General features: G+C 70.4%; 18 protein-coding genes. 7 read left to right on the forward strand and 11 right to left on the reverse strand.

From position 1 onward, the window contains the following. Positions 1 to 136: 136 nt before the first annotated feature. On the reverse strand, positions 137 to 1,282 hold the full coding sequence (locus ACFP2T_RS22385) for an LCP family protein (protein WP_377424705.1): 1,146 nt from the start codon (positions 1,280 to 1,282) through the stop codon (positions 137 to 139). Position 1,283: 1 nt separating this feature from the next. After that, positions 1,284 to 1,763, reverse strand: coding sequence for a SigE family RNA polymerase sigma factor (locus ACFP2T_RS22390; RefSeq protein ID WP_377424706.1), 480 nt, complete (start codon positions 1,761 to 1,763; stop codon positions 1,284 to 1,286). A 168-nt stretch (positions 1,764 to 1,931) separates the two neighbouring features. Here ACFP2T_RS22390 and ACFP2T_RS22395 point away from each other — a divergent pair, with 168 nt between their 5' ends. The 4 genes from ACFP2T_RS22395 (at position 1,932) to ACFP2T_RS22410 (ending at position 8,538) form a co-directional block, all read left to right on the forward strand. Further along, the gene (locus ACFP2T_RS22395; RefSeq protein WP_377424707.1) at positions 1,932 to 3,464 is read left to right on the forward strand and encodes an LPXTG cell wall anchor domain-containing protein; all 1,533 of its coding nucleotides are present in this window, start codon (positions 1,932 to 1,934) and stop codon (positions 3,462 to 3,464) included. 139 nt (positions 3,465 to 3,603) lie between these two features. Beyond that, the gene (locus ACFP2T_RS22400; RefSeq protein ID WP_377425188.1) at positions 3,604 to 5,124 is read left to right on the forward strand and encodes a 3' terminal RNA ribose 2'-O-methyltransferase Hen1; all 1,521 of its coding nucleotides are present in this window, start codon (positions 3,604 to 3,606) and stop codon (positions 5,122 to 5,124) included. Beyond that, positions 5,121 to 7,679: a polynucleotide kinase-phosphatase gene (locus tag ACFP2T_RS22405; protein ID WP_377424709.1), complete on the forward strand. Its 2,559-nt coding sequence runs from the start codon at positions 5,121 to 5,123 to the stop codon at positions 7,677 to 7,679. Before ACFP2T_RS22400 ends, ACFP2T_RS22405 begins: the two co-directional genes overlap by 4 nt. Before the next feature lie 142 nt (positions 7,680 to 7,821). Continuing rightward, positions 7,822 to 8,538, forward strand: coding sequence for a DedA family protein (locus ACFP2T_RS22410; protein WP_377424710.1), 717 nt, complete (start codon positions 7,822 to 7,824; stop codon positions 8,536 to 8,538). Positions 8,539 to 8,573: 35 nt separating this feature from the next. Here ACFP2T_RS22410 and ACFP2T_RS22415 read toward each other — a convergent pair whose 3' ends face one another. The 7 genes from ACFP2T_RS22415 to clpB all read right to left on the reverse strand — a co-directional run bounded on the left by ACFP2T_RS22415 (position 8,574) and on the right by clpB (position 15,787). Beyond that, on the reverse strand, positions 8,574 to 9,371 hold the full coding sequence (locus ACFP2T_RS22415; protein ID WP_377424711.1) for a class II aldolase/adducin family protein: 798 nt from the start codon (positions 9,369 to 9,371) through the stop codon (positions 8,574 to 8,576). A 94-nt stretch (positions 9,372 to 9,465) separates the two neighbouring features. Then, positions 9,466 to 9,843: an ArsR/SmtB family transcription factor gene (locus tag ACFP2T_RS22420; RefSeq protein WP_007073957.1), complete on the reverse strand. Its 378-nt coding sequence runs from the start codon at positions 9,841 to 9,843 to the stop codon at positions 9,466 to 9,468. Between the two features lie 57 nt (positions 9,844 to 9,900). Then, complete coding sequence (gene pyrE / locus ACFP2T_RS22425) at positions 9,901 to 10,440, reverse strand: orotate phosphoribosyltransferase (protein ID WP_377424713.1); 540 nt, start codon at positions 10,438 to 10,440, stop codon at positions 9,901 to 9,903. Positions 10,441 to 10,624: 184 nt separating this feature from the next. After that, positions 10,625 to 11,401: an SDR family NAD(P)-dependent oxidoreductase gene (locus tag ACFP2T_RS22430; RefSeq protein WP_377425189.1), complete on the reverse strand. Its 777-nt coding sequence runs from the start codon at positions 11,399 to 11,401 to the stop codon at positions 10,625 to 10,627. A gap of 322 nt (positions 11,402 to 11,723) precedes the next feature. Next, positions 11,724 to 12,530 (reverse strand): hypothetical protein, encoded by an 807-nt coding sequence (locus ACFP2T_RS22435; RefSeq protein WP_377424714.1) that lies wholly within the window; start codon positions 12,528 to 12,530, stop codon positions 11,724 to 11,726. Positions 12,531 to 12,734: 204 nt separating this feature from the next. Then, entirely contained in the window at positions 12,735 to 13,112 is a 378-nt protein-coding gene (locus ACFP2T_RS22440; protein ID WP_377424715.1) for a hypothetical protein, read from the reverse strand. 83 nt (positions 13,113 to 13,195) lie between these two features. Further along, complete coding sequence (gene clpB, locus ACFP2T_RS22445; protein WP_377424716.1) at positions 13,196 to 15,787, reverse strand: ATP-dependent chaperone ClpB; 2,592 nt, start codon at positions 15,785 to 15,787, stop codon at positions 13,196 to 13,198. 276 nt (positions 15,788 to 16,063) lie between these two features. Here clpB and ACFP2T_RS22450 point away from each other — a divergent pair, with 276 nt between their 5' ends. The 3 genes from ACFP2T_RS22450 (at position 16,064) to ACFP2T_RS22460 (ending at position 18,405) form a co-directional block, all read left to right on the forward strand. Then, positions 16,064 to 16,564 carry a cation:proton antiporter regulatory subunit gene (locus ACFP2T_RS22450; RefSeq protein ID WP_196202276.1) on the forward strand — a complete coding sequence of 167 codons (501 nt, stop codon included), beginning with the start codon at positions 16,064 to 16,066 and terminating at the stop codon, positions 16,562 to 16,564. Positions 16,565 to 16,569: 5 nt separating this feature from the next. Continuing rightward, positions 16,570 to 17,772, forward strand: coding sequence for a cation:proton antiporter (locus ACFP2T_RS22455; RefSeq protein WP_377424718.1), 1,203 nt, complete (start codon positions 16,570 to 16,572; stop codon positions 17,770 to 17,772). A gap of 201 nt (positions 17,773 to 17,973) precedes the next feature. Next, the gene (locus ACFP2T_RS22460; protein WP_377424719.1) at positions 17,974 to 18,405 is read left to right on the forward strand and encodes a hypothetical protein; all 432 of its coding nucleotides are present in this window, start codon (positions 17,974 to 17,976) and stop codon (positions 18,403 to 18,405) included. Positions 18,406 to 18,831: 426 nt separating this feature from the next. Here ACFP2T_RS22460 and ACFP2T_RS22465 read toward each other — a convergent pair whose 3' ends face one another. Next, the gene (locus ACFP2T_RS22465; protein WP_377424721.1) at positions 18,832 to 19,470 is read right to left on the reverse strand and encodes a DUF4360 domain-containing protein; all 639 of its coding nucleotides are present in this window, start codon (positions 19,468 to 19,470) and stop codon (positions 18,832 to 18,834) included. Between the two features lie 190 nt (positions 19,471 to 19,660). Further along, complete coding sequence (locus ACFP2T_RS22470) at positions 19,661 to 20,308, reverse strand: DUF4360 domain-containing protein (protein WP_377424722.1); 648 nt, start codon at positions 20,306 to 20,308, stop codon at positions 19,661 to 19,663. Positions 20,309 to 20,474: the final 166 nt, after the last annotated feature.

A 20,474-nucleotide genomic window follows, 5' to 3' on the forward strand; every position in this document is an offset into this window, starting at 1 on the left:
GTCCCGCCGGACCGCCCCGCGGACCCGGCGAGTGTACGGGCCACCGCTGCTGACCAGGGCGGGAACGAGATGACGAAGACATGAACAGCTCACGACAAGATCGATCGACACCCCATCCGTCCGCCGTCGGCCCGGTTCAGCGGGTCACCCGGGCCGGGTGTTTCCCGGTCCACTCGGCGAGCGTGTCCCGGTGGAGGGCGTCGAACAGGCTGCGGCTCTCGGCCGGGTCCAGGCTCTCGTATTCGCCCCCCGGCCCACGCGCGGAGTGGTACGTCCAGCCGATCCCGACCGCGTCCGCGGCGGCCACCCCCCGCAGCGTGCTGAACAACTCGGCCGGTGTGGTTCCGTCGAGATCCAGTACCAGGTTGTCGCCGACCGCCCGGACCAGTTCGGTGACCCGGATCGGATTCATCGCGGTCGCCGGGTCGGTGGCCTTGTGCATCAGCGCCTCGGCGAACCGTTGCCCGTTGCGGTCGCGGTCGTGTGCCCCGTTCTCCAGCTTGTACCGCTGGCGGAGCAGGTCCTGGGCCGCGGCTCCGTCGAGTTTCTGGCAGCCGGCCGGGAAGGTCCGGGGGGTGTGGTGCGACCTGACCTGCTCCGGCAGGCAGACCCGGACTCCGCCCAGGGCGTCGGTCAGCTCCCGCAGGCCGGCGTAGGTGAGCGTGGCGGTGGCGTCGAACCGTACCTTCGACAGTTCGGTGACGGTCCGCTCGGTCAGCGCCGCGCCGGCCACCAGGTCGGGCCGGGCGCCGGGCCGGTGACTGCCGAGGTAGAACGCGGAACTCAGCTTGCCGAACCCGTGACCGGGCACCTCGACGCCGAGGTCACGGGGCATCGAGACGAGATAGGGCCGGCTACGGTCCGCCGGAACGTGCACGATCAGCACGGTGTCCGCGCGGTGTCCGTTGGCCCGGCCGTCCCCGCCGTCGATGCCGAGGAACAGGAAGTTCAGCGGCTCGGCGGGCCCGGTCGATTCGGCCGCAAGCGGCGGTACGACGATCTCCACGATCGGCGCCACACCCACACCGCGCCCCAGCGTCGGCAGCACGAGTACGGCCAGGATGGCGAACGCCACCCCGGCCGCCCGCACCGAACGTCGCCGGCGCCGCCGGGCCGCCGCCGCGACCCCGATCGCCGTACGCAGCGGTCCGGTGTCCGGGGCCAACTGCTCGTGCCGGGCGAACGTCGCCCGCAACTCGTCCTCGACCACTCGTGGGTCCGGCCCGCGCGAGTCGTCGAACCCGCGCGAGTCGTCGAACACCCGCTTGTCGTCGTCGCTCATCTCAGGCCTCCACGAATTCGGCACGAAGGGTGGCAAGCGCCCGGGATATGGCCGACCGGACGGTGCCGACCGCGCAGCCGAGTACCTCCGCGATCTCGGCGTCGGGCAGGTCCTCGTAGTACCGCAGCACCAGCGCCGCCCGCTGCCGCCGCGGCAGCCGGGCCAGCCAGGTCCAGACCTGGTCCCGGTCCACGGTCGCCTCGGCGTGGTCGACGTGTACGACCACCGCCTCGTCGGGATCCGCACGCAGCAGCACCCGTCGGACCCAGGACCCCCGTTGCCAGTCGAGGTACTGGTTGGTCAGCATTCGGCGGACGTACCGCTCGGGCACGTCGGCACGGACGACCCGGCGCCAGTTGAGCTGGACCCGCACCATCGTCTCCTGAACGAGATCCTGGGCGAGATGGGGATCGCCGGTCAGCATCACCGCGTAGCGCAGCAGCGCGGTGAGCCGGGAGTCGGCGAACTCCTCGTACGTCACGGACACCTCCGGGCCTCTTGCCTTAGAGGACGGATCGACGGGACCAAAAGATTGCTGGATGTCGAGATCAGCCGTTCGGACGGATTCGGCGCGACGGTACCCCGCAAACGGTTGAGGAACCTTTAAGCTCCGCTAGCTCTTGATCTTTCACGGGAGGAACCCCCCGCAATGCGAGACACGACCGTCCGGCGTTGGCTGGCCGGGCTCGGCGCGACGGGCATGCTCGTCGCAGTCGCCAGCCCGGCATCGGCCCAGGCGCCCGACGCCACCCTATTCGTCAAGTTCCCCAACAGCGCCGTCGCCGTCGACCACGACGGCACGGTGCAGGCACCCGAACTGGGCGCCTCGAAGCAGGTCGAACTGCAGCAGGTGAAGGTGACGTACGACCTCTCGGGCCTGACCGGCAAGGTCACCGTCAAGGAGGCGCACGGTAACGATTACTGCACGCCGACCGGCAACACCCTGGTCTGCGAGCTCCCCTACCCGCTCGGACTCGACGAGTACGGCACCGAGGCCCACTTCGAAGTCGAACTCGCCGCGCACGAGGACGCCGAGGTCGGTGACGAGGGCACCCTGAAGGTCAGCTTCGGCGCCGAAGGATACGAAACGGTCAGCCACCAGGCGAAGATCCGGGTCGCCGAGGGCGTCGACCTGGTCGGCGGCCCGGAGGACGAGGTCAGCGTCCGCCCCGGCGCCACTTTCGACGGACCGGTGACGGTGATCAACGCCGGCGAGAAGCCGGCCCAGGGCGTGGCGGCGGACTTCGATCTCGACCGCTCGCTCAGCGCCACGCAGCGGTTCAGCAACTGCCTCTACCGCGACGACATCCTCGAGTCCTGCGTCTTCGACGACGTCCTGGAGCCGGGTGGCACGTACACCGCGCTCCTGCCGTTCACGCTCCGGACGGACACCTTCGCCCCCGGTTCGTTCTACAACTCCGTGCGCTGGATGACCCAGGCCGATTTCGAGGACCGGACCGCGCAGGCCCGCGTCGCGGGCACCAAGGGGACGGCCGGCAAGCTCGCCCTGACCAAGGTGAACAACGTCAGCCGGAAGGGCGGTCAGACCGACGTCGACCCGGAGAACGACACGTCCGGCTTCATCGTCAAGGCCACCGGCGACAACGGCGCCGACCTGGTGTCGCTTGGCGACACCGTTACCGGCGAGGTCGGCGACGTCGTGACCGCGACGCTCGGTGCACTCAACGAGGGACCGGCGACCCTCGACTCGACCCGTGGTGGCGGACCGGTCACCAACATCTACTTCAACGTGCCGGCCGGGACCACCGTGGTCGCCGTACCCGAGGGGTGCAATCCCCTGCTGCCCGACGGCGGCGGCGACGGTGAGAACCCGGGCGCCCCGGGCGCCGCCGCCTACCACTGCTACACGAAGTCTCTGCTGGTCAAGGACGAGCGCCAGACGTTCGAGTTCAAGCTGCGGATCGACGAGGTGATCGCGAACGCCTCCGGCAAGGTCGAGATCAACGTCGACTGCCGGTGCGAGGGCCGGACCAGCGACCTCGACGCGTCGAACGACGTGGCGCAGATCCTGGTGAACCCGACCGAGGGGGGTGGCGGAGGTGGCCTCCCGGTCACCGGCGCCTCGACCGGCATCGTCGCCGGAGCCGGCATCCTGCTGCTCGCGGCCGGGGCCTTCGGCTTCGTGCTCGCGCGGCGTCGGCGTACCCGCTTCGTCGTCTGACGCACCGACTCGCACCAACGCGCACCATCTGCGGCACACCGACACCCCGGCGACCCGATCCAGGTCGCCGGGGTGTCGGCGTCGCGGCCGGCGGTAAACGGGGCGACGGGCCACTCGGTCACGTGTCAGCATGACTGCCGTGTTGATCACCGTGAGCACCACCCACCAGCCGGCCACCGACCTGGGTTACCTGCTCGTCAAGCATCCGGACCGGGTGCATTCGTTCACGGTGCCCACCGGTACGGCGTACGTGGTGTACCCGGAGGCCAGCACCGAGCGGTGCACCGCCGCGCTGCTGCTCGACACGGACCCCCTGGCCCTGTCCGGTGGCCGCCGTCGGGGCAGGCCGGGCCGGGGTGCCGGCAGCGCCACACCCGACGACTTCACCCTCGGCCAGTACGTCAACGACCGCCCCTACGCCGCGTCGAGCCTGCTCTCCTCGGCACTGTCCATCGTGTTCCGCTCCGCGCTGCGCGGTGCCTCGAAGGACCGACCGGAGCTTGCCGCGACGCCGATCCCGCTGGAGCTGCGGGTGCCCGCGCTGCGGTGCCGGGGCGGGGCGGACCTGGCCACCCGGCTGTTCACCCCGATGGGCTGGACGGTGACCGCCACCGGAATCCCGCTCGATCCCGAGCACCCCGCCTGGGGCGACAGCCGGTACGTCGATCTCACCCTCACCGGCACGCTCCGGCTGGCCGACGCGCTGAACCACGTCTACGTCCTGCTGCCGGTGCTGGACGACGCCAAGCACTACTGGGTCGCGCCGGACGAGATCGACAAGCTGCTCCGGGCCGGCGCGGGATGGCTGGCCGAACATCCGGAGCGGAGCCTGATCACCCGCCGTTATCTGGCGCACCGGCGGGCGCTGGCCGGGACCGCGCTGGCCCGGCTCGCCGAACTGCGGCTGGCGGACGAGCCGGCCGATCCGGACAGCGTCGTGGAGGCCACCGACGGTGGGGCCGACGAGGACGCCGGGCTGCCGGTCACGGTCGTCCGGCAGCCGCTCGCGGCGCAGCGCCGGGCCGCCGTACTGGAGGCGCTTCGCTCCTGCGGTGCCACCCGGGTCCTCGACCTGGGCTGCGGCGGCGGGGCGCTGCTGACCGACCTGGTCCGGGACCGCCGTTACACCGAGATCGTCGGCACCGACGTGTCGTCCCGGACCCTGGCCCTCGCGGAGCGCCGACTGCGCCTGGACCGGCTGCCCAGCCGGCAGCGCGACCGGATCAAGTTGTGGCAGTCCGCGCTGACGTACCGGGACGACCGGCTGCGCGGGTTCGACGCCGCCGTGCTGATGGAGGTGGTCGAACACCTCGACCCGCCCCGCCTGCCGGCGCTGGAGGCGACCGTGTTCGGGCACGCCCGGCCGGAGACGGTGATCGTGACGACCCCGAACGTCGAGTACAACGTGCGTTACCCGGGCCTGCCCGCCGGCACCTTCCGGCACCACGACCACCGCTTCGAGTGGACCCGGGCCCAGTTCGCCGACTGGGCCGACACCGTCGCCGCGAGCCACGGCTACACGGTGACGATCAGCGGTGTCGGCGACGAGGACCCCGAGGTGGGTGCCGCCACCCAGCTCGCCGTCTTCACCCGGTCCACCCCGAACGCACCGGCGGACCCCACGGCACCGACGCCGGTGGTGGGAGAGGAGATCCGATGACCACACTGGACATCCCCGAACTGGCCCTGGTCGCCCTGGTCGGCATCTCCGGATCGGGCAAGTCGACCTTCGCCCGCACGCACTTCGGGCCGACCCAGGTGCTCTCCTCGGACACTTTCCGGGGCATGGTCGCCGACGACGAGAACGACCAGTCCGCCTCCACCGACGCGTTCGACGTGCTGCACTACGTGGCCGGAAAGCGACTCCGGGCCGGTCGGCTGACCGTGGTCGACGCCACCAACCTCCAGCAGCACGCCCGGGCCGGGCTGGTCACCGTCGCCCGGGAACACGACGTACTGCCGGTGGCGATCGTGCTGGACGTTCCCGAACCGCTGTGCTGGGAGCGTACGCAGGCCCGGTCGGATCGGACCTTCGGTCGGCCCGTACTCGGTCGGATGCAGCGGGACCTGCGGCGCAGCATCGGGCGGCTGGAGCGCGAGGGCTTCCGGAAGGTGCACGTGTTGCGCGGCGTCGAGGAGATCGAGGCCGCCGAGATCCGTTACGAGAAGCTGTACAACGACCGCCGGGAGCTGACCGGACCGTACGACATCATCGGCGACGTGCACGGCTGCCGCGCGGAACTGGAGGCGCTGCTGGTCCGGCTCGGCTGGACGCTGCACCGCGACGAGGCCGGGCGACCGGTGAACGCGATCCACCCGGAGGGGCGTACCGCGATCTTCGTCGGCGACCTGGTCGACCGGGGGCCGGACTCGCCCGGCGTACTCCGGCTGGTGATGGGGATGGTCGCGGCCGGCACCGCGCTCTGCGTGCCCGGCAACCACGAGCAGAAGCTGCTCCGCAAGCTGCGCGGCCGCAACGTCACGGTGTCGCACGGGCTGGCCGAGACCCTGACCCAGCTCGACGCCGAGGAGCCCGGCTTCGTCGCCGAGATCTCCGCCTTCGTCGACGGCCTGGTCAGCCACTACGTGCTGGACGGTGGCCGGCTGGTGGTCGCGCACGCCGGGCTGAAGGCGGAGTACCAGGGCCGGGCGTCGGGCCGGGTCCGGGCATTCGCGCTGTTCGGTGAGACCACCGGCGAGACCGACGAGTACGGCCTGCCGGTGCGCTACCCGTGGGCCCGGGACTACCGTGGCTCGGCCATGGTCGTCTACGGCCACACCCCGACCCCGGCACCCGAGTGGATCAACAACACCATCTGCATCGACACCGGCTGCGTCTTCGGCGGCACGCTGACCGCCCTGCGCTACCCCGGCCGGGAGCTGGTCTCGGTGCCGGCCGCGAAGGAGTACTACCCGCCGGTCCGGCCACTTCTCGTCGAACCGGGCCTCGCGGGCGGGAGCCCGAGCGGCGTGGAGCGGGACGACCTCGGGCTCGACCTGCGGGACGTCACCGGACGCCGGCACATCGACTACGGCTACGGCACGCTGACCGTACCGGCGGAGAACGCCGCCGCCGCGCTGGAGGTGATGAGCCGGTTCGCCGTCGATCCGCGCTGGCTGCCCTGGTTGCCGCCGACGATGGCACCCTGCTCGACCGCCACGGTCGAGGGATTCCTGGAACATCCGGCCCAGGCGTTCGAGGACTACCGGAGCGCCGGGGTGGACCGGGTGGTCTGCGAGGAGAAGCACATGGGCTCCCGCGCGGTGGTGCTGGTCTGCCGGGACGGCACCGGCGCCCGCCGGTTCGGCCCGGGTGACGGGGTGGTGTACACCCGCACCGGCCGACCGTTCTTCGGCGGTGAGCAGGACCGGGCCCTGCTGGCCCGGGTACGCGCCGCCGTCACCGCCGGCGGGCTGTGGGCGGAACTCGACAGCGACTGGCTGCTGCTCGACTGCGAGTTGCTGCCCTGGTCGGCGAAGGCCGGTGGACTGATCCGCGAGCAGTACGCCTCGGTCGGCGCGGCGGGGCGGGCGGCGCTGCCGGCCGTACTGGAGATGCTGGACCGGGCCGACGGGCGGGCCCTGCCGGTCGGCGAACTCCGGGACCGGATGGCGCGACGGCACGCGGATCTGGTCCGCTACACCGAGGCGTACCGCGGGTACGTACGACCGACCGACGGTCTGGACGGCGTGACCCTGGCGCCCTTCGCCGTGCTCGCCAGCGAGGGCGCCACGCACGCCGGTCGGGATCACGGCTGGCACCTGGCGCTGGCCGACCGGCTGCACACCGCCGATCCGCAACTGTTCACCCCGACCCGGCGTCGGGTGGTGGACCTCGGGGACGCCGACGCGATCGCCGAGGCGACCGACTGGTGGCTGGAGCTGACCGGCGCCGGTGGCGAGGGAATGGTGGTGAAGCCGTACGCCGGACTGGCCGCCCGGGACGCCAGGGGCCGACTGCTCCAGCCGGGCGTCAAGTGCCGTGGCCGGGAGTACCTGCGGATCATCTACGGTCCGGAGTACGCCGAACCGGACCAGTTGGCCGTACTCCGGGACCGGTCCCTGGGCCGGAAGCGAGGGCTGGCCCTGCGCGAGCACGGGCTCGGCCTGGCGGCGCTGGACCGGCTGGCCGAGGGCGCTCCGCTGTGGCGACGGCACGAGTTGGTCTTCGCGATCCTCGCCAACGAGTCGGAGCCGGTCGATCCCAGGTTGTAAACCGCCATGATCGCTCGGCCGGATCGACGTCGCCGGCATCGCGCGACGGCTGCCGGTGGGGTCCGCCTAGACTGCTGTGGTACCCGCCACCATGCTGGCGGGATCCACACCGCGCCATGCCGAGAATTCCGGAGGTCTGCTCGTGCCGACGCCCACCACCACGCTGGCCCTAGGTCCTGAATTCCTGGATCCGGAGTGGTTGATCTCCACGTTCGGGCTACTCGGCATCCTGGCCATCGTCTTCGCCGAATCCGGCCTGCTGATCGGTTTCTTCCTGCCCGGTGACTCGCTGCTGTTCACCGCCGGACTGCTCACCGCGGACGGCGAGTACATCACCTACCCGCTGTGGCTCGTCTGCCTGCTCATCACGATCGCGGCGATCGCCGGCGACCAGGTCGGCTACGCGTTCGGCAAGAAGGTCGGTCCGGCGCTGTTCCGCCGGCCCAACTCCCGGCTGTTCAAGCAGGAGAACCTGCTCAAGGCGCACGAGTTCTTCGAGAAGTACGGTGCCCGGTCCATCGTGCTGGCCCGGTTCGTGCCCATCGTCCGGACCTTCACCCCGATCGTCGCCGGGGTGAGCGGGATGCGCTACCGCACCTTCGTGGTCTACAACGTGATCGGCGGCATCCTCTGGGGCACCGGGGTCACGGTGCTCGGTTTCTTCCTCGGCCAGATCCCGTTCGTCAAGGAGAACATCGAGCTGATCCTGATCGGGATCGTCTTCGTCTCGGTGATCCCGATCGCGATCGAACTCCTGCGGGCCCGGCTGGCCGCCCGGCGCGGCACCACCCCGGCCGAGCAGGCTGAGCTGGAGCACGCCGCGCAGGAGGCCCAGCGGCACCGGCGCGGCGACTACTAGGCAGAGCGGGCAGGTAACCGAGGCGGGTCGGCCGGTCAGATGCTGGTCGGCCCGGTTTCGGCTATCCAAGCGAGAAACTCGGCGGGGCAGTCGGGAAGATCATCCAGCCGTCCGGCGGCCAGCGCCCGATAGGTCAGCCGCGCCGCCTCCTCGAGGTTGGCGGCCCGCTTGTGGGCCAGTTCCACGCTGTCGCCCAGCACCGAACAGCCGTGCTGGCTCAGCACCAGGCAGTTGGTGCCGTCCCGGGCCGCCTCGCCGGCCAACTCGGCGAGTTCGGGGGTTCCGGGTGCCCGGAAGGGTACCCGGGCCACCCGACGCAGGTAGAAGCCGTGATCGGTGGTGACCAGTCGGATTCGTTCGCCCAACGCGTCGAGTAGCAGGACCGTCTGCGGGTGCAGGTGCACGATCGCCTGGACGTCCGGACGGGCCCGGTAGGTCGCCAGGTGCAGCCCGACCTCGCTGGTCGGCGTCGGCCCCGGTGTCGTCGGTTCCGGTGTCGTCGGGTCCGGTGTCGTCGGGTCCGGCATCGTGCCGGGGGCACGTGGCGCGGGCGGCCGGACACCGTCCAGGAGGGGAGTTCCGTCCTGGACAGTCGGCGGACCCGGCGACACCGACCCGGCCGGGTACGTCGCCCCGTCCGGGATGCGTACCCGGACGAAGGAGGCCCGGTCGAGCCGGTCCAACCAGGTGCCGCTCGCGGTCACCCAGCAGGAATCACCGTCGGGCAGCCGGGCGGACAGGTTGCCACCCGAGCCGACCACGAGGCCAGCCCGGACGACGTCGTGTCCGACGTACGCGAGCTGATCCCGCAGGTCGCCCTGGAGGTAGTTCACGCCGCTGGTCCGGCTGGACCCACCGCGCCATCAGCGGTTGGACCGCCTGGCGCCGTCCTTGACAGGGCGGACACCAGACGGGCCGCGCGCTGAGTCAGCGAGCCTTCTTGGTGGCTCGCTTACGCGGCGGGGTCAGCAGATCGGCGATCGTCGCGATCGCCGTCGGCACCAGGCGGTAGTAAGCCCACACGCCCCGCTTCTCCCGCTCCAGCAAGCCGGCTTCGGTGAGGATACGGAGGTGATGGCTCACCGTCGGCTGCGAGAGGCCAAGCGGCGCGGTGAGATCACACACGCACGCTTCGCCCTCGGGCGCCGACTGGATGAGGCTGAGCAGCCGCAGCCGAGCGGGGTCAGCGAGGGCCTTGAGGACCCCCGCAAGCCGCTCAGCGTCAGCACGCTCGATCGGCTCGCCGGCAAGCGGCGAGATCTGAGGCATAGTCATTTCGGCCAACGCAGTTCCCACGTATTCCATCCTTCCACCAGCAGCATCGACCCGCCTGCATATCAGCAGATCCGAATCGGCAAACTTTTAGGCCACTAGGCCGAGGTCAGCCAACGTATAGGCTGCCCGGTATGGCAATCCGGCGGCTCGTACGGCGTCGCCCGCACCTCGATCAACAATAACCGCCACGCCCACGACCACGGCCCCGGCCTCCTGTAACGCCTCCACTGCGGTCAGCACGCTGCTTCCCGTCGTGGAGGTGTCCTCCACCGCCAACACTCGGCGACCACTCACCTCCGGACCTTCGATCCGGCGCTGCAGACCATGCGTCTTTCCGGCCTTGCGTACCACGAAGGCATCCAGCCGACGCTGCCTCGCCGAGGCGACGTGCAGCATCGAGATGGCAATCGGGTCCGCACCCAACGTCAGGCCGCCAACAGCCTCGAAGTCCCAGTCGGACGTGAGGTCGAGCATGGTCCGACCGACCAACGGTGCCGCCGCGTGATGCAGAGTCACTCGCCGCAGATCGACGTACCAGTCCGCCTCACGACCTGAGGACAACACAACCCGTCCGTGTACGACGGCGAGGTCAGTGATGAATTTACGCAGGTCGTCGTGGTCCCCCATGGCGGGTAAGGGTACTGCGCCTAGGTGAGAGCCGAACGGCCGACCCGGCGGGAAGCCCTGGCACGCCGCCTGGACGGTGGCCGACGAGGCGTAAAATCGGCTACTCTCCGCACTGAATCTTGCCCTTGCCCGGGTGCCGTGCACCCGCCGGGCGGTCCCTCGGATCCACCACGCGGCGGGGTTATCAGCCCTCCGCGCGCCCGGTCCGCCCCCGGGTGTCCCGGGCCACCGCCCGCCACAGCCGACCCGGTGCGTGTCGCAGGCCGAAGACCACCAACTTGTACTTCCAGTCCGGCACGCTGACCATGCGGTCCCGATCCAGGTCACGTAAGGCGTCCCGGACCACGTCGTCGGCGCGCAGCCACATCCATTCCGGAGTCTTCGACATGTTGATGCCGGCCCGGTCGTGGAACTCGGTACGGGTGTAGCCGGGGCAGAGCGCCATCACCCGCACTCCGGACGGGCGCACCGACTGGGCCACCGACTCACTGAAGTTCGTCACCCATGCCTTGCTGGCCGAGTACGTCGACCCGGGCATGACCGGCCCGAAGCCGGCAACGGAAGAGACATTTATCACTGCCCCATGTCCCCGCTCGGTCATCCCTGGCAGGGCGGCGAGGGTCAACCGGAGCACCGCGTGCACGTTCAACCGGAGCAGCCGCGACTCGTCCTCGACGGTCGAACGGACGAAAGACCGGTTGAGGCTGATTCCGGCGTTGTTGACGAGCACGTCGACCGGTTCCGACGCGTCGGCCAGCCGCTTCTCGACCGTCGCGCAACCCTCGTCGGTGGCCAGGTCGGCGGGCAGGGTTCCGACGGTGATCCCGTACCGCGTGGTCAGCTCGGCCGCGGTCTCGGCGAGCCGCTGATCGTCCCGGGCCACCAGCACGAGGTGGTAGCCCTCCTCGGCGAGCCGCCGCGCGAAGGCCGCGCCGATCCCGGCGGTGGCGCCGGTGACCAGGGCCCGCGCCGGCCGCCCGGTCCGGTCCCCGGCCGATCGCCAGGCAGGGCGGGACGAGCTGCCGTGCCGGGTGGAGGCTTGGGCCACGGGCGGTTCCTCAGATCGGCGGCGTCCAGAGGGGGTAGCTCGGACTGCGGCACCACGGGGGTGGCGGTACCGCTCCCACAACGTAGCGGAGCCGTCCCGGCCAGAAAAGACCGGCGCCGGACGGACCACGACGCACCGGTACGAGACCCCACCCCGACGGTGACGGCGATCCGGCCCCGGACACGACGAACCCCCGGCGGTACGTCGTGTCCGGCCGGGGGATCGTCGCGCGAAGTCAGCTGGTCGGTGGGTTGCTCGGTGGGTTGCTCGGCGGGCCGGGCGGGTTGCTCGGTGGGCCGGGCGGGTTGCTCGGCGGGTTGCTCGGGTCGGTGCCGGACGGCGGCGTCTGCCCCGGATACGCCGGATAGGCCGGATCGGCGCCCGGCGACGGCGACTGCCCCGGGTACGCCGGGTAGGAAGGATCGCCCCCGGGCCCCGCCTGCCCCGGGTAGGCCGCCCCCGGTACCGGCGGCTCGGAGCCGGCCGGCTGCTTCCGGAAGAAGGCGTTGGACGCGGGCAGCGCGAGCAGGACGATCACGGCCAGCAGCAGCAGGAAGACGAGAATCGAGCAGACCAGCGTGAGTGGCCCGGTCCACGACGGCAGGGCCGCCTCCAGCTGTTCCTGGACCACCTTCGGGTCCGGCATGTCGCCTGTGGAGCTGGTGTTCATGCCGCCGGCCGCCGAGCCGCCGAGGCCGATCCCGGTGCAGCAGACCCCGAGCCCGGCCACCACCCAGGTGGTGATCCGAGCGGCGTTGCGGCCCTGGTTGTTCAGCATCGCCAGCACCACGTAGGCGACGGCGAACAACAGCTGCACCACCCCGACGAACGCGCTGAAGCCGACGATGAAGTCCTCCGCGCCCTCGACCGACGACCCGGCGTACGCGTCGCCGTAGACGTCGGCGACGGTGCCGAGGGTGGCCAGACCGGTGATCGCGACGACCGCGAGCAGCACGGCCGCTGCGTAGAGCAGGTAGCTGGAGATGGTGACGCTGCCCGGACGCGGCCTCGCGGCCACTGCGGGGTTCACTGGTTCCGACACGGCTCTCCCTTCCCTAGATGAGGTCCCTGGCTCAGGATTTCCCGGAGTCGGGTCCCCCGAATCAGGTATCTCCCGGAGCAAGATTCCCAGAGTTCGGCCCACCGTATCGGTAGCCGCCTCATCGACGGGGGGCGAACCGCCGCTGGCGGCGCCGCCGACCGGCCGGTGACCAGGGCGGACGGCCAGCCGGACCGGCGCGGACCGTCAGCCCTGTTCGAGCCGTGCGGCCGCGTACTCGCCCAGCGTGGTCTGGTCCATCAGACAGCCGCTGAACGTGGTCAGCTCCGCCTCGTCGTCGGCCAGTGCCCGCCAGGCGGCCCGGGCGGCGGCGGGATCGACCTGGCCGAGCAGCGTGGCGGCGTACGCCCGACCCGCGGCCGAGCCGTTGCCCAGCAACCAGTCCAGCCCGGACCGGACCGCCTCACCCCGCTCGGGCAGGGCCGCCTCGATCGCCCGGTACGCCGCGGTCGGCGGCAGGACCTGACCGGCGAGGCCCACTCCGCCGAACGCGACGACGTCGGCGGTGGCCAACTCGCGCACCGCCGACGTCAGGTCGTCGAACTGTCCCGGCAACTCCGTCATGCCACCAATCCTCGCCCGGCGGACAGCGGTCCGCCCGTCGAGCAACCTGCCGGTCCCGGAGCATTCGGGCCGGGTCCGGGCGCTCAGGCCCGGACGACCGTCAGGCCCTCCTTGCTGTCGGCCAGCTCGACCCGCACCGTGTCGCCGTCGCGCACCTCGCCGGCCAGCAGCGCCTTCGCCAGCCGGTCGCCGATCGCCGACTGCACCAGCCGACGCAACGGCCGGGCGCCGTAGATCGGGTCGTATCCATGCTCGGCCAGCCAGGTCCGGGCCGCGTCGCTGACGTCCAGGCCGAGCCGGCGTTCGGCGAGCCGCCGCCGGAGCCGGTCGAGCTGGATGTCCACGATGCCGCGCAGCTCCGGACCGGTGAGCGTGGCGAAGACCACGATGTCGTCCAGCCGGTTCAGGAACTCCGGCTTGAAGTGGGTCCGCACCACGGCGAGCACCGCCTCCCGGCGCTCCTCCTCCGACAGGGTCGGATCGGCGATCGTGGCCGAGCCGAGGTTGGAGGTGAGGATCAGGATGGCGTTGCGGAAGTCCACCGTCCGGCCCTGACCGTCGGTGAGCCGTCCGTCGTCGAGCACCTGGAGCAGTACGTCGAAGACGTCCGGATGAGCCTTCTCCACCTCGTCCAGCAGGATCACGGAGTACGGGCGCCGACGCACCGCCTCGGTGAGCTGCCCGCCCTCCTCGTACCCGACGTAGCCGGGCGGGGCACCGACCAGCCGGGCCACCGAGTGCTTCTCGGCGTACTCGCTCATGTCGATCCGGACCATGGCCCGCTCGTCGTCGAAGAGGAACTCGGCGAGCGCCTTGCCCAGTTCGGTCTTGCCCACGCCGGTCGGACCGAGGAAGAGGAAGCTGCCGGTGGGCCGGTCCGGGTCCGCGACGCCGGCACGGGCCCGGCGGACCGCGTCGGAGACCGCGGCCACCGCCTCGACCTGACCGACGACCCGGCCGCCGAGCGACGACTCCATCCGGAGCAGTTTGGCGGTCTCGCCCTCCATCAGCCGACCGGCCGGGATGCCGGTCCAGGAGGCGACCACGGCGGCGATGTCGTCGGCGCCGACCTCCTCCTTCAGCATCGCCCCGTCGGCCTGGAGGCCGGCGAGTTCCGCCTCGGCCCGGGACAGCTCGCCCTGGAGACCGGGAATGCGGCCGTACCGCAGCTCGGCGGCGCGTTCCAGCTCGCCGTCCCGCTCGGCCCGCTCCGCCTCGCCACCGAGCCGTTCCAGCTCCTCCTTGGCGGTCGAGATCCGGGTGATGTGTTCCTTCTCCAGGCGCCACCGTTCGCTGAGCGCGGTGAGCTGTTCCCGCTTGTCCGCCAGTTCCCTGCGGAGCCGTTCGAGGCGCTCGGCGGAGGCCGGGTCGGGCTCCTTCGCCAGCGCCATCTCCTCGATCTCCAGCCGGCGTACCGCCCGCTCGATCTCGTCCACCTCGGTCGGCCGGGAGTCGATCTCCATCCGGAGCCGGGAGGCGGACTCGTCGACCAGGTCGATCGCCTTGTCCGGCAGGAACCGTTCGGTGATGTACCGGTCGGAGAGCGTGGCGGCGGCGACCAGTGCGGCGTCGGTGATCCGTACGCCGTGGTGCACCTCGTAGCGTTCCTTGAGGCCCCGCAGGATGCCGATGGTGTCCTCGATGGTCGGCTCGCCGACCAGGACCGGCTGGAACCGCCGCTCCAGCGCCGGGTCCTTCTCGATGTGCTCGCGATACTCGTCCAGGGTGGTCGCGCCGACCATCCGCAGCTCACCCCGGGCCAGCATCGGCTTGAGCATGTTGCCGGCGTCCATCGAGCCCTCGCCCTTGCCGGCACCGACCACGGTGTGCAGTTCGTCCAGGAACGTGATGACCTGGCCGTCGGAATTCTTGATTTCCTCCAGCACCGACTTCAGCCGCTCCTCGAACTGGCCCCGGTACTGCGCACCGGCGACCATCGCGCCGAGGTCGAGCGAGACCAGCTTCTTGTTCCGCAGCGACTCGGGCACGTCGCCGGCCACGATCCGCTGTGCCAGCCCTTCGACTATCGCGGTCTTGCCGACGCCCGGCTCACCGATCAGCACCGGGTTGTTCTTGGTACGCCGGGACAGCACCTGGACGACCCGGCGGATCTCGGCGTCCCGGCCGATCACCGGGTCGATCTTGCCGTCCCGGGCCAGGTCGGTGAGGTCGACGCCGTACTTCTGCAACGCCTGGTAGGTCTGCTCCGGGTCGGCGGTGGTGACCCGGCGGTCGCCGCCACGCACCGCCGGGAAGGCGGCGACCAGGTTCTCCTCGTTGGCTCCCGCGCTCTTCAGGGTGCTCGCGACCGCGCCGCCGACCCGGGCCAGCCCGGCCAGCAGGTGTTCGGTGGAGGTGTACTCGTCGCCGAGCGGCCGGGCGATCTGTTCGGCCGCGCCGATGGCGTTGACGAACTCGCGGGACAGGCTCGGTTCGGCGACACTCGATCCCCGGGCGGCCGGCTGGTTCTCCACCGCGCGGGCGGCGGCCCGTCGGACGTCGGCCGGATTGGCCCCGACGGCCCGCAGCAGACCGGCTGCGGTGGAGCCGCCGGTGTCCAGCAACGAGAGCAGCAGGTGCCAGGGCTCGACGGTGGCATGGCCGCGCTGGTTCGCCGTCGCGACGGCGCCGGTGATGACTTCGCGGGTCTTCGTGGTCAGACGTTCGGCGTTCATGGGCTCCCAATACGGTCCGCCGGCCGCGGTACGGGCCGGCATCGGCAGCGTGGCGTCGGCGTCGCCGCCCAACGGGCGACACCGCCTCCAGTACTGACGACACAACCAGAGTTGAGTCTATTCCACTCAACTCCGGGACCGTGACGTCGGTCACATCCGCTCCGCCCGCAGGCCGACCCGGCGCCGCTCACCCACTGTCCCAGGCAGAACCTGGGCTCGGCACCGTCCAAATAACCACGCCCCGGCCCCTCGATCGACAAGCGGTAACGTTGGCCCGTGCGAGTACGTGTGGAACAGACGGCGCTGCCCGGAATCGGTGTACGCCACGACCTGGTGACGACCTCCGGCCGTCGGCTCGGCGTGGTCACGCACCGCAATGGTCGACGAGACCTGGTGCTGTACGACCCCGACGACCCGGATTCCTGCACCGCCGACATTCCGCTCACCGATGACGAGGCGGAGGCGCTGGCGGACATCCTCGGCGCCTCGCTGATGCTGGGCCAGCTCTCCGGCCTGCGCCAGCAGGCCGCCGGGCTGCTGACCGAACAGGTCTCCATCCCGGCCGGCTCGCGGTACGTCGGCCGCCCGTTGGGCGACACGCAGACTCGCACCCGTACCGGCGCCTCCATCGTCGCGGTCCTTCGGGAGCGCGAGGTGATCGCCTCACCAGATCCGACCTTCCGGTTCGAGGCCGGCGATGTTGTGGTCGTGGTCGGCACCCGCCAGGGACTCGACGGTGTCACCGCGATCCTCGCCGAAGCCGATCCGGACGGCTGAGGCGTATGCATCACACCACGGTCCTGCTCATCGAGGTCGGTGCGCTGCTGCTCGTCCTCGGGCTGCTCAGCCGGCTCAGCCGGCGGATCGGGCTCTCGCCCATCCCGCTCTACCTGCTCGCCGGGCTCGCCTTCGGGCACGGCGGGGTACTGCCGCTGTCGGCCAGCGAGGAGTTCTTCGAGGTCGGCGCCGAGATCGGTGTGATCCTGCTCCTGGTCATGCTGGGCCTGGAGTACTCGGCCAGCGAACTCGTCGGCAACCTGCGCGCGGCCGCCCCGGCCGGGTTGGTCGACGGTCTCCTCAACGCGTTGCCCGGTGCGGCCTTCGGGCTGCTGCTGGGCTGGGGCTGGGTCAGCGCGATCGTGCTGGCCGGCGTGACCTGGGTGTCGTCGTCCGGCGTCATCGCCAAGGTGCTCGCCGACCTGGGCCGGCTCGGTAACCGCGAGACCCCGGTGATCCTGTCCATCCTGGTCATCGAGGACCTCGCCATGGCCCTCTACCTGCCGTTGGTGACCGCGATCCTCGGCGGCCAGGGACTGCTCGGTGGCAGCATCGCGCTGACCGTCGCGGTGGTCACCGTGGTCGCGGTGCTCGTGGTGGCCATCCGGTACGGCCACGTCATCTCCCGGATGTTCTCCGCGCAGGACCCGGAGGCGCTGCTCCTGGGCGTGCTCGGGCTCACCCTGCTGGTCGCCGGACTCGCCGCGGGCCTACAGGTGTCGGCCGCGGTGGGCGCCTTCCTGGTCGGCATCGCCCTGTCCGGGCCGGTGGCGCACAACGCGACGGAACTGCTCTCGCCGCTGCGGGATCTCTTCGCCGCCGTCTTCTTCGTGTTCTTCGGGCTGAACACCGATCCGCGGGCCATTCCACCGGTGCTGCTGCCGGCCATCGCGCTGGCCGTGGTCACCATGGCCACCAAGGTGGTCACGGGCTACCTGGCGGCCAGACGAGTGGGCATCGCCCTGCCGGGTCGCTGGCGGGCCGGACTGGCGCTGGCACCCCGGGGCGAGTTCTCGATCGTCATCGCCGGGCTGGCGGTCGGCACCAGCCTGGTGAATCCGCAGCTCGCCCCGCTCGCCACCGCGTACGTGCTGGTGACCGTGGTGACCGGCCCGATGCTGGCCCGGTTGCCCGACTTCGGGTGGTTCAAGCGCTGGCTCCGCCAGCAGGCGGCCCGTGGGTTGCCACCGGCCACGGCGACCGAGTGACGGTGCGCGGCCCCGTCGCCGCGCACCACATAGCGGGATCACCGTTCGGCCGAGTACACCGACACGTAACGGGTTGATGAAATAGCACGTGGCGACCCTTCCGCAGCTTGGCAACAGCGCGTTACCGTGTCGCCGCAGTAGCCACTGGCACTTGCCGGAGCCAGGCGTTCCGGCGGTCGCGCGACCGGAAGGGCGGTCCGTTTGAGCGTGCAGGACTCCGCGTTCCGAGGATTCGCCAACCCGGTCGACCCATCACCCGCCGAGCTGCGGGCCTGGGCGTACGAACCCGATTCGGTGCCGCTGCACACGATGCCGAAGGACTGGGATCTACTCGTCTCCGGCGACCGGCTGATCACCACGCTGTTCGACCTGGCGATGGACCGATCATGTCCGGCCCGCCGGTTCGCGCTGCACTGCCTCTACATCTATGCGGCGGACGGGATCCGGACCAAGTTCCAGGCCCACCCGAAGCGGCGGTTGCGCAAGCTGGTCGAGCAGGCCGAACGGCACGGTGACGAGCAGATGGCCATCTGGGCGCACAACACCCGGATGCTCCAGGCCAGGCCGGATCTGTTCGACTACCGCGACTGGTGTGAGGGTGGCCTGGTCCGGCAGGCCCGCCGGCTCGGCTGACCACGGCTCTCCCGAGCGGGGTCGCCGACGCCTCCGCAGGGCGAGCCGACCTGTGCCGTTCCGGGCGAGGGCGGGTCCGGGACCCCCCGTGGACCCCGGACCACCAACCACCACTGGTGCCGACGCCGGAGCAGGGGACCTGACCTGCGTACCGGATGGCCCCGAATTCCGGGCCGCACCACTGGTCAGGTTACTGACCACACCGGCCGCGTGCGCCCGAATCGGGGAGCCGGCCGCGGGGTACTCGGACCGTCCGGGGCGTCGGCCCCGGGGCCCGGCAGGAAGAGCTGGCGCTCGAACCACATGTCAACGAGCGCCAGCGGAAATCTTCGCTTGAGCCGTCGCGACGCCGACCGGCAGTTGCCGTACCGGCGTGCGTCGTTGTTGCCCTCCTAGGTCTGCACCGGGATCCGGCCCCGGTTTTGACTAGTCGCACCGCATCCAGTTGAAGTGGTACGTCGTGCTCACGCTGCCGTCGGTGGAGTCCATCATCATGAAGCTGGTCGTCGTCGGCTGCGACGACCCACGATTCACCCGCAGCTCAGTGTTGATGTTGAACAGCCGCACTTCGCCGCAGGGGGCGTAGACCAGCGAGGCCACGTCGGTGGTGTCGGTCGTCTGCCAGCTGTCACTGACCGGACCGGCGAAGGAGTGCGACCGGGCCTCGGTCGGTGACGTGCCCTGGATGTAGTAGCTCGCCCGTTGCATACCGCTGGCGCCGCGCTCGAGATGGGCGAAGCCGCGATAGTCGGCCTGCCCGATCGCGTACGTGAAGCCGCCCGGGACCTTTACCTGTAGGACCAGTTGGCAGTTCTTCCGGAAGTCGGTCGGCGCGGTTCCGGCGCCGGCCTGGGCGAGATAGTCGCTGTAGGTCACCGTGAACGCCGTGTTGTCGGGCGCGGTGGCGACCGCCGCCGTCCCCTGCCGGCAGCCCGACCCGTTGACCGTCACTATCTCGACGGTGATGCGCTCGGCCGGCGGATTTGTGGTCGGCACCGGGTCGTCGAGTACCGGCAAGCCCAATAACGACGCCGCCAGACTGCCGATGACTAACGTGTGCAACATTTGCGGGGCTCCCTTCGGTCACCGTCGCGCGAGCCGTTGCCCGCGCGATGTATAACACTTCATCCATCGATCGGATGGCCCTCTTCGTCGGGCACCCGCACCGGCTGGACAATGCCGGCCGGGCGGGTACCCGCCCCTGGGACGGGGTACGGGAACAGATTTCCCGCATCCGCTGTTCAGAGGTACTACGTCAGGACTCTTCGCACTTCTTCCACGCGAAGTGGTAGATGGTGTTGATGCCGCCGTCCGTCGAGTCCATCGCCATGAAACTGGTGGTGGTCGCCGGGTTGGACGTACCGACGTTCACCCGCAGTTCGGTGTTGATGTTGAGGAAGCGCATCTCCCCGCAGGGCGCGTAGCTCACCGAGGTCAGCTCGGAGGTGTCGGTCGTCTGCCAACTGTCGTCCAGTGGGCCGCTGAACGAATGGTTCTTGTACGTCGTCGGCGAGGAACCCTGGAAGTAGTAGTTCGCCCGCGAAACGGCGGTCGCACCGGACGCCAGGTACCCGTAGCCCCGGTAGTCGGCCTGGAGAATCGCGTAGGTGAAGCCCTCCGGAACATGCACCTGCAGGGCCAGCTGGCAGTTCTTCCGGGCGTCGGTCGGCCGCGCCCCCACGCCGACCTGGGCGAGATAGTCGCTGTAGGTCACAGTGAAGGCGGTGTTGTCGGGGGCGACCGCGACAGCCGCAGTCCCGGCAGGGCAACCCGAACCATTGATGGTAATGACATCAATGACAATTTGCGCATCCGGAGGATCCACCGGCGGATCCGTCGGGATGACTATCGGGCCGCCGAGCATCGAGGCAACGAGACTGCCAATGGCCAGCACACTGATCATGGGTTCCCTCCCGATCGTGGCGATAATGTCGCGCGCGCACGTTCACTTTAACTCTCACTATTGATGTTCGTCAATGTCTGAAAAATGGATGCACTACGCCGTGATTAGTGGTACGACCCGGCTTGCGACAAAAGCAAGGGCCCCCGGCCGATTGGATGGACATTAA

Source organism: Plantactinospora solaniradicis, assembly GCF_042658085.1.
Classification (GTDB): domain Bacteria; phylum Actinomycetota; class Actinomycetes; order Mycobacteriales; family Micromonosporaceae; genus Plantactinospora; species Plantactinospora solaniradicis.